At 67.0% G+C, this 8,578-nt stretch carries 9 protein-coding genes; 2 read left to right on the top strand and 7 right to left on the bottom strand.

Annotation, left to right across the window (positions count from 1 at the left end; genetic code table 11):
* Positions 1-99: 99 nt before the first annotated feature.
* From ACP7AR_RS07220 to ACP7AR_RS07210, 3 genes are all read right to left on the bottom strand, one after another.
* Entirely contained in the window at positions 100-399 is a 300-nt protein-coding gene (locus tag ACP7AR_RS07220; RefSeq protein ID WP_426184178.1) for a Fe-S cluster assembly protein HesB, read from the bottom strand.
* Between the two features lie 212 nt (positions 400-611).
* Positions 612-1,187: a 1-acyl-sn-glycerol-3-phosphate acyltransferase gene (locus tag ACP7AR_RS07215; protein ID WP_426184176.1), complete on the bottom strand. Its 576-nt coding sequence runs from the start codon at positions 1,185-1,187 to the stop codon at positions 612-614.
* Positions 1,188-1,205: 18 nt separating this feature from the next.
* Positions 1,206-1,715: a DUF6328 family protein gene (locus ACP7AR_RS07210; RefSeq protein ID WP_426184174.1), complete on the bottom strand. Its 510-nt coding sequence runs from the start codon at positions 1,713-1,715 to the stop codon at positions 1,206-1,208.
* A gap of 83 nt (positions 1,716-1,798) precedes the next feature.
* Between ACP7AR_RS07210 and ACP7AR_RS07205 the strand changes: the two genes are divergently transcribed.
* Positions 1,799-1,930 carry a hypothetical protein gene (locus ACP7AR_RS07205; protein ID WP_426184172.1) on the top strand — a complete coding sequence of 44 codons (132 nt, stop codon included), beginning with the start codon at positions 1,799-1,801 and terminating at the stop codon, positions 1,928-1,930.
* A 16-nt stretch (positions 1,931-1,946) separates the two neighbouring features.
* On the opposite strand, the gene ACP7AR_RS07200 is transcribed toward ACP7AR_RS07205, so the two are convergent.
* Entirely contained in the window at positions 1,947-3,356 is a 1,410-nt protein-coding gene (locus tag ACP7AR_RS07200; protein WP_426187678.1) for a DHA2 family efflux MFS transporter permease subunit, read from the bottom strand.
* A gap of 219 nt (positions 3,357-3,575) precedes the next feature.
* Between ACP7AR_RS07200 and ACP7AR_RS07195 the strand changes: the two genes are divergently transcribed.
* Positions 3,576-5,624, top strand: a complete 2,049-nt coding sequence (locus ACP7AR_RS07195) for an ABC transporter ATP-binding protein (protein ID WP_426187676.1) — start codon at positions 3,576-3,578, stop codon at positions 5,622-5,624.
* A 12-nt stretch (positions 5,625-5,636) separates the two neighbouring features.
* Here ACP7AR_RS07195 and ACP7AR_RS07190 read toward each other — a convergent pair whose 3' ends face one another.
* From ACP7AR_RS07190 to ACP7AR_RS07180, 3 genes are read right to left on the bottom strand one after another with little or no spacing between them, the layout of a single operon-like run.
* Entirely contained in the window at positions 5,637-6,410 is a 774-nt protein-coding gene (locus tag ACP7AR_RS07190) for an SDR family NAD(P)-dependent oxidoreductase (RefSeq protein WP_426184170.1), read from the bottom strand.
* A gap of 37 nt (positions 6,411-6,447) precedes the next feature.
* A complete protein-coding gene (locus ACP7AR_RS07185) occupies positions 6,448-7,398 on the bottom strand; it encodes a glycosyltransferase family 2 protein (protein ID WP_426184168.1) in 951 nt (316 codons plus the stop codon).
* 38 nt (positions 7,399-7,436) lie between these two features.
* Entirely contained in the window at positions 7,437-8,576 is a 1,140-nt protein-coding gene (locus ACP7AR_RS07180) for a cysteine desulfurase family protein (RefSeq protein ID WP_426184167.1), read from the bottom strand.
* Positions 8,577-8,578 lie beyond the last annotated feature (2 nt).

The raw sequence follows: 8,578 nt of genomic DNA, 5'->3' as shown, positions 1-8,578 counted from the left end.
GCTCCCCCCGCCTCGGGGGGTTTCGCGGGGGAGCCGCCCGGGGGGCCGCCGGGGGGGGGGGTGCCCGCGCCCCCCCACCCCTGTGATTCTCGGCGCCCGTCAGGCGGGTTGCGGGAGAATCGTGAAGCTCACGGCGCCTTCGTCATCGACACCGGCATCGAGCACCTTGTCGGCGAGCGCCTCGGCGGCATTCTCCTCGAGGAAGACGCGGCTGCCGACACCGTCGATCACGACGTCGGCGGGTTCCGGAGAAGGAACGACGTGAACAGCGAAACGTGATTCGCCGTTCGGGCCCTGTCCCTCCGCGGTCTGGATGCGAAGCCCCGCGTCTGCGCTGGCATCCTCGCGGCCGACGATCGTGGTGACGACGGCATCTGCATTTTCGGTCAGGGTGAGCACAGCGCTCTCCTTCCGGTTGCGGACATGCTCCGGTCAGAACATGTCCGGGCCACGATTCCGCACATCGGGGGAGCGGTTCAACCTGAGCCTGGGTATTCGGAGGTTCCTCACACTTTCAGATCCGGACGCCGCTACCCTGCGCCATCCCGAGTGCGTTCCAGGCACCACCACACCGCGGGGTGCACTTCGCCGATCACCATACGGATCCGCCCCTACGACTGCGCGCCGCCTTCTTCCCTCAGCCGCGGTTCGGTGCGTCTGTCCGGTCGGACCCCCGCCTTGTCTGCGTAGAACGCCCGGATCCGATCCATATCCGCCGCGATATCGCCGGTCAGCTCGAACGTCGGACCGAGGCCCGTCGTCATGGTCGTGCGATCGACGTAGCCCAGAGTGACCGGCATCCCGGTCTCCCTGGCGATTCTGTAGAAGCCGGACTTCCAATATCTGTTGTCACCGCGTGTGCCGTCCGGTGTCACGACGAGCGCGAACACCTCACCGGAATGAACCTGTGCGATCACATCCGCGACGACGCGACCGGGGTCCTCTCGATCGACGGGCACACCGCCGATCCTTCGCATGATCGGGCCGCGCCACCCGGAGAACAGGCTCTTCTTGCCCAACCAGTGCGCGTCGATGCCGAGTCGCCAGGCGATCGCGAGCATGAGGACGAAGTCCCAGTTCGATGTGTGCGGCGCTCCGATGAGGATGGTCGGACGCGTCGGCACCTCGTCACCGTCGAGGGTCCACCGGCTGAGCTTCCAGAAGACTCGGGCGAGGAATCGTTTCACCTCACAACCGTAGAGCATTCATCTTCTGCCGATCAGTCGTGGCATGAGCACCCACAGTCCCAGCACGATCACGGCGGCGACGATCAGTACGACGATCGCGGTCGTCCGATCGACGACGAAGTCCACGATGAGTGTCGTGACACCGACGCTCAATAGGCCGATCACGACGAGATCGGCCTGCACCATGCGCGAGGTGAAGCGGACGAGTTCTGGCTTGCGGTGCTGCCCGAAGAGCGACCGATGCATCCCCACCGGTGCCAGTGCGAGCACAGTCGCGAGGGCGGCCAGACCGACGAGCACGATGTAGACGGTGCGCTGCAGGTCGTCGAGCTCGGTGAATCGCGGCTGGAAGGCCACCGCGAGCAGGAAGCCCGAGAGCACCTGCGTGCCCGTCTGCATGACGCGCAGTTCCTGCATGAGCTCATCCCAGTTACGATCTGCGCGCTCGTCGCGTGTCTCATCACGACCGTCACGTTTCGCGTCGGCTTTCGCATTCGTGCCGGTGCTCACGTCAGGAGAATCTTTCATAGTCCGAGTGTTGGCCACGCGTGCCCGAACTGTCCAGAGGCGCGCGCGACGCCATCAGGCGTGTTCCGGCGTAGCATGGAGGCATGAGTACCCGCGAGATCTCGGAATCGGTTCCGGCCGACGACACGCTTGCCGCACCCACGGGGTTGAACCTGCTGGGTGACGTGAGCGCCGGCGCCTGCTGCGCCGGCGACTCCTGCTCCATCCCCGGGTAGTCCTCCCGGCCGGTGGTCAGTGACCGCCGTGGAATCCGTCTCCCACATCATCCGCCGGCTTGCGGATGAACGAGCTCAATGCGACGGATCCCAGCGAGATGACCGCCGCGATCAGGAACGCCATGCGTGCTCCAGGAGCACCGGCGGCGGCGGTCGAGAGCCCTTCGCTCTCGCCCGCGTGCAGGATCGACGAGTAGGTCACCGTCAGCAGGGCGACGCCCGCAGCACCGGCAACCTGCTGGATCGTGTTCAGAACCGCGGAACCGTGCGAGTACAGGTGACGCTGCAGCGACCCGAGCGACGCGGAGAACAGCGGGGTGAACGACATCGCAAGTCCGACGGACATGAACGTCTGGGAGATCACGAGCAGCCACCACGGAGTGTGCTCGCCGACGGTCGCATAGAAGAACAGCGCGGCCGACACCAGGATCGTGCCGGGAATCAGCAGCGTGCGGGTGCCGCGAGCGTCATAGATGCGACCCATGATCGGACCGAGCAGTCCCATCAGAATCGACCCCGGCAGCAGGATGAGGCCGGCCTGGAGTGCATCGAGCCCCGCGACATTCTGCAGGTACTGGGGCAGCAGCGTGAGCGTTCCGAACATCGACAGGGCGAGGATGCCCATGACGATGACGGCGATCGTGTAGTTGCCCGAGCGGAACACGCGCAGATCGAGCAGTGCGTCGTCGATGCGCTGCAGCTTGAGCTGACGCCACACGAACAGGGCGAGGGCAATGCCGCCGCCGACGAGCGAGATCACACCGATCATCGCGCCGTTCGACTCGCCTTCTCCGCCGAACTGGCTGAGGCCGTACACGACGCCGCCGAAGCCGAAGGCGGAGAGCACGATCGACACGACATCGACCGGGGCATCCTTCGTCTCGCCGAGGTTCGTCATCCACTTGGCACCCATGGCGAGCGCGACGAGCGCGATCGGCAGGATGATCGCGAACAGCCAGCGCCAGCTCAGCGTCTCGAGCACTGCTCCTGCGAGGGTCGGGCCGATTGCGGGAGCAAGCGAGATGACGAGGCCGACGCGGCCCATCATCCGGCCGCGCGACTGCGGCGGCACGACATTCATCATGGTCGTCATGAGCAGCGGCATCATGATGCCCGTTCCACCGGCCTGGATGACACGGCCCACCAGCAGCACTGCGAACCCTGGTGCGACGAGGCACACCAGTGTGCCGAGGGAGAACGCCGTCATGGCGGCGATGAAGACCTGCCGAGTGGTGAAGCGCTGCAGCAGGAAGCCGGTCGTCGGGATCACGATCGCCATCGTGAGCATGAACGCGCTTGTGAGCCACTGGCCGAGCTCGGGCGGAATGCCGAGATCGGTGTTCAGGTGCGGAATCGCGATGCCCATCGTGGTCTCGTTCAAGATCGCGACGAAAGCGGCGACGAGCAGCAGCCAGATGACGCGCATGTCAGAGCGCGCGATGAACGGTTCCGGCTTCACGGTGGGAACCGAACCGGTGGATATGGTGGCCAAAGCGTCTCCTCAGTGGATGGGGGTGGCGGAAGGCCTACGACGGAGCCGAAGATGCGGCACCCACTCGTGGACAACGAATCATGGTAACGCAGTCTTGCGTGCGGGCATTCCCGGTCTGGGAGATTTTCTCGGGGATAGGCTGACCGCATGAGTATGGGCGGCGGACGTGGAGGCGGAGGCGGCTTCCGCGGCGTCGATGAGGCGGCGCAGAAACGCCTGAACGCCGAGGCCCCGAGGATCGCCGGGCTGGGCCAGCGGGTCGTCGGATTGTTCCGGCCTTACCTCTGGCGCATCGTCTTCACCGGCATCCTCGTCGTCGTCGGAGCGGGCATCGCAGTCATCCCACCGCTGATCGTGCAGCGCATCTTCGATGATGCGCTCTTCCCTGTGGACGGCGGCAGCCCGGAGATCGGCCTGCTCATCAGACTCGTCCTGATCATGGTCGCCCTGTTCCTCCTCTCCGCTGTGCTCGGCGTCGGTCAGACGTGGCTCACCTCGACGGTGGGCAACAGCGTCACCGGCGATCTGCGCGTGCGATTGTTCGAACACCTGCAGGCGATGGAACTCGGCTTCTTCACCCGCACCAAGACCGGCGTCATCCAGTCGCGCCTGCAGAACGATGTCGGGGGCGTCTCCGGAGTGCTCACGAACACCGTCACGAGCATCCTCGGCAACGTCGTCACGGTGATCGCGTCCCTCGTCGCGATGATCCTCATCGACTGGCGCCTCACACTCATCGCTGTCGTGCTGATGCCGTTCCTGATCGTCGTGCAGCGCAAGGTGGGCCAGGTGCGCGCACGCATCGCGGGGGAGACGCAGGAGTCGCTGAGCGAGCTGACCTCGATCACGCAGGAGACGCTGAGCGTCTCGGGCATGCTGCTGTCGAAGTCGTTCAATCGTCAGCGCGCCGAGTCGCAGCGGTATCAGCACGAGAACCGCAACCAGGTGAAGCTGCAGGTGCGACGCGCGATGAGCGGGCAGGGATTCTTCGCCGTCGTGCAGGTGCTGATGGCTTCGGTGCCCGCAGTCATCTACCTCGTCTCGGGGTACCTCATCGCCGGAGGCGAAGGTGCCATCACGGCGGGCACGGTCGTCGCGTTCACGACAGTGCAGGCCCGACTGCTGCAGCCGCTGATGGGTTTGATGCGTGTCTCTCTCGACCTGCAGACCTCGCAGGCGCTGTTCGCGCGCATCTTCGAGTACCTCGATCTGGTTCCGGAGATCGAGGATTCTGCTGGCGCGACGTCGGTCGACGAGGCACCGGGGCCGCTCGGACGGGTCGAGTTCGATGAGGTCGTCTTCCGATACCCGGATGCCGCACCGGACGCACGCCCGACCCTGCAGGGCGTGTCGTTCGTCGCCGAGCCCGGACAGCACGTCGCGTTCGTCGGGCCATCCGGCGCTGGGAAGACGACGATCCTGTACCTCGCACCGAGGCTGTACGAGGCGAACGGCGGCACGGTGCTGTTCGCCGGTGCCGATGTGCGCACGCTGACCCAGGAGTCGATCATCGACAACGTCGGCATCGTGTCGCAGGAGACGTATCTCTTCCACGCGACGATCCGTGAGAACCTCATGTACGCCCGGCCGGATGCGTCAGAGGACGAGGTGATCGCAGCCTGCACGGCCGCGAACATCCACCACATCATCGCCGGATTCGAGCACGGTTACGACACGATCGTCGGAGAGCGCGGCTACCGGCTCTCTGGGGGCGAGAAGCAGCGCATCGCGATCGCCAGAGTGCTGCTGAAGGACCCGCCGGTACTCCTGCTCGATGAGGCGACGTCGGCGCTCGACACAGTGTCGGAGCGGGTCGTGCAGGAGGCGCTCGACGAGGCGGCACGTGGCAGGACGACCATCTCCATCGCGCACCGGCTGTCGACGGTGATGGGCGCCGACGTGATCCACGTGATCGAAGCGGGGCAGATCGTCGAGTCGGGCACGCATGGGGAACTGCTCGCTCAGGGCGGACTGTACGCAGAACTCGCTGCGCAGCAGGTTGCGGCATCCCGCGTGCTCGAGACGGAGAACATCGTCGAGAGCACGATCAGCGGCGGGGTCGCGGCGGCTTTCGCCAATCGGCGCGCCGATCGTGCACCGGACGACTCGGCCGGAGCTGATGCCGTCGCCGCTCTCACTTCGCCGGTGCCGCTGCTCGACGGCGCAGGCACGGACCAGCGGGTGTACCCGGCGGAAGGGTGAGCGGGTCGCCGTTCAGTGAGCGGCCATGCCCCCGTCGACGAAGAGCGAGTGGCCGGTCACATATGCGGAACCGGCGCCCGCGAGAAAGACCGCGGCACCGGCGAAGTCGCCGGGCAGTCCGTTGCGTCCGATCATCGTTCGGGCGGCAAGGGCGGCGATCTGCTCCGGTTGCTCCTGGAGGCGGGCGTTCAGCGGCGTGAGCACGAACCCGGGAACGAGCGTGTTGCTCGTGACGCCGTGCGGACCCCAGGCCTCGGCCTCCGACCGCATGAGCGACTCGACGGCACCCTTCGATGCTCCGTAGATGCCGCTGCCGACGAACGCGCGGTGCGCCTGCTGCGAGCTGATGTGGATCAGGCGTCCGTATCCGCGGGAGGCCATCCCCGGTGCGTAGCGCTGTCCGAGCAGGAACGGCGCCAGCGCGTTCACGGTCATCGTGGCATCCCAATCCGCCTCGGTGATCTCTGCGAACGGCGGACGGATGTTGATGCCCGCCGAGTTCACGAGGATGTCCGGTTCGCCGAACGGCGCTGCGGCGGCTTCAGCTACCGCGCGGATGCCGTCGCGAGTGCCGAGGTCGCCGATGACGCCGGCGGCGCGGCATCCGGCATCCTCCAACTCGCCCACCGTCTCGTGAACCCGCTCGCTGCCGCGGGCCACGATGACCACGGATGCTCCGGATCGAGCGAGCGCAGACGCGATGCCGCGACCGATTCCGGAGCTGCCCCCGGTCACCACCGCGGTGCGGCCTTCGAGGGAGAACAGGTCGGCGATGTAGTCGTTCACGGGTCCAGTCCTCCGGCGGGTATCGGTCGGTGCACGCTCACCATGCGAGGGCTGCGGCGAGCTGGGGATCAGGGTGCACTCCGGAGAATTCCGGAAGTGCGCGCAACTCGTTCAGGAACGCGGTCACCTCAGTGGCGTATGCGGGGTCCGGGTGGCTGCTGGCGATCTCGTGAAGCGGGGGCAGATCCATGGCGAGGATGAGATCGAGTCTGGCTGTGACCGCGTGCGTCGCTCCCGCCTCGTGCAGTACGCGGATGCCGCCGCGGAGAGCGGCGAGATAGTCCCGCAGCACAGGCAGCTGCGACTTGCCCTGCGAGAGCGATGTGCCATCGGCGCGCAGTCGCCAATGCACGACGGTGTCGGGGATCACGTCGAACGCGGATGCACGCGTGTACATCTGCTGCGCGACGATCTGATCCTCGTACGCGACGCCCTCTGGGAAGAGCAGATCGCTCCAGAAGGTCGTGCGGCTGATCTTCGACCAGGCGACGATGTTCGCCGATGCCCGAGGATGCTCGATGATCGTCGTGCCCAGTCGCTGGGGGTCGGTTGCGGCGGCAGTCCACGGTTGCACGCGGCCCGGTACGTAGAGGTCGCCGCGCAGTCGGGAGCGGACGTACGCGCCTGCGACGAAATCGCTGCCGGTCTCCGCGAGCGTGCCGGTGAGCCGGGCGAGAGCCGTGGGGGTGAGCTCGTCGTCGCCGTCGAGGAAGCCGAGGTATTCGGTGTCGACGAGACTCAGCCCGAAGTTGCGGGCGGCTCCGAGGCCACGGGACGCTTCGTGTCGCACGAAGGTGAATCGAGGGTCGGAGGCCGCGGCGGCCGCGAAGATGTCGCCGGTGGCATCAGCGGATCCGTCATCGATGAGGACGGCCCGCCACCGAGACTCGGTCTGCACCAGCAATGACGCGACAGCGGCGGGGGCGAATGTTTCGATGTCTCGTCCTGGGACGACCAACGTCACGATCGGGTCGGAGGCGCTCAGCACCCTTCGAGTCTATTGTCGGCGCAGAGGGTGAGGAGTCGTCAGGAGCCGGAGACCGCCTGCACCGCGGCAGCGACGAGGGCTGCGAGATGCTCGGGCGCCGCCTCCGGCAGAACATCTCGTCCGAATGTGAAGCGCACCGACGTCTGCGCCACCTCGGGCGCCACCCCGCACGCGAGCAGGACATGCGAGGGCTCGTCGCTTCCCGCCGCACACGCTGAGCCGCTGGAGGAGATGACGCCTCGCCGCTCCAGTTCCAGCAGCACCGCCTCGCCACTCGTTCCCGCGAACGTGAAGCTCGCGGTGCCGGGGAGGCGCTCCACTGGATCTCCGGTCACGCGTGAGTCGGGTGCGGCGGACAGAACACCGGCGATGAACCGCGACGTCGCCGCGCCGACGCGTGCGGACGTCTCCTCGCGGTCTGCCTCGGCCAGTTCCAACGCGACTGCCAATCCCACCGCGCCTGCGACATTCTCTGTCCCCGAGCGGCGACCGCGCTCCTGCCCGCCGCCGTGCAGCAGCGGCTCGAGGGGAACCCGACCGCGCACGGCCAGCGCACCGATACCCTTCGGGGCGCCGAGCTTATGCCCGGCGATCGAGACCGCATCGACGCCGAGCCCGGCGAGCGGCAGCCATCCGGCGGACTGCACGGCGTCGAGATGCAGGGGCACGCCGGTGTCACGGGAGCTGGCGGTGAGTGCCGCGACATCCTGCACCGTGCCGATCTCGTTGTTCGCGTGGCCGAGCGAGATCAGTGCAGTGTCGTCGCGGACGGCCTCGGCCACGGCATCCGCGCTGACCCGGCCCGCTTCGGTGACAGGCGCGTACGTCACCTCGATGTCGTGGAAGCGCCGCAGGAAGTCCGCGGACTCGAGGATCGACTCGTGCTCGATGGCCGTCGTCACGAGGTGACGGCGGCCACGTGCGAGGGCCGCGAGCACGATGCCCTTGACCGCGAGGTTGTTGGCCTCGGTGCCTCCCGCGGTGAAGATCACGTCGCCCGCGCGCATTCCCAACACGCGGGCGACCCGTGCCCTGGCATCGTCCAACGCGCTCGCCGCGGCTTCGCCGGCGGTGTGGTGACTCGATGGATTGCCGAACACCCCTGTCAGGTAGGGGCGCATCGCGTCCAGCACCTCCGGACGTACCGGAGATGTGGCGGCGTGGTCGAGATAGAGCATCA

The organism is Microbacterium sp. TWP3-1-2b2, assembly GCF_049896145.1.
Classification (GTDB): domain Bacteria; phylum Actinomycetota; class Actinomycetes; order Actinomycetales; family Microbacteriaceae; genus Microbacterium.
This window is presented reverse-complemented; position numbering and strand designations above follow the sequence as displayed.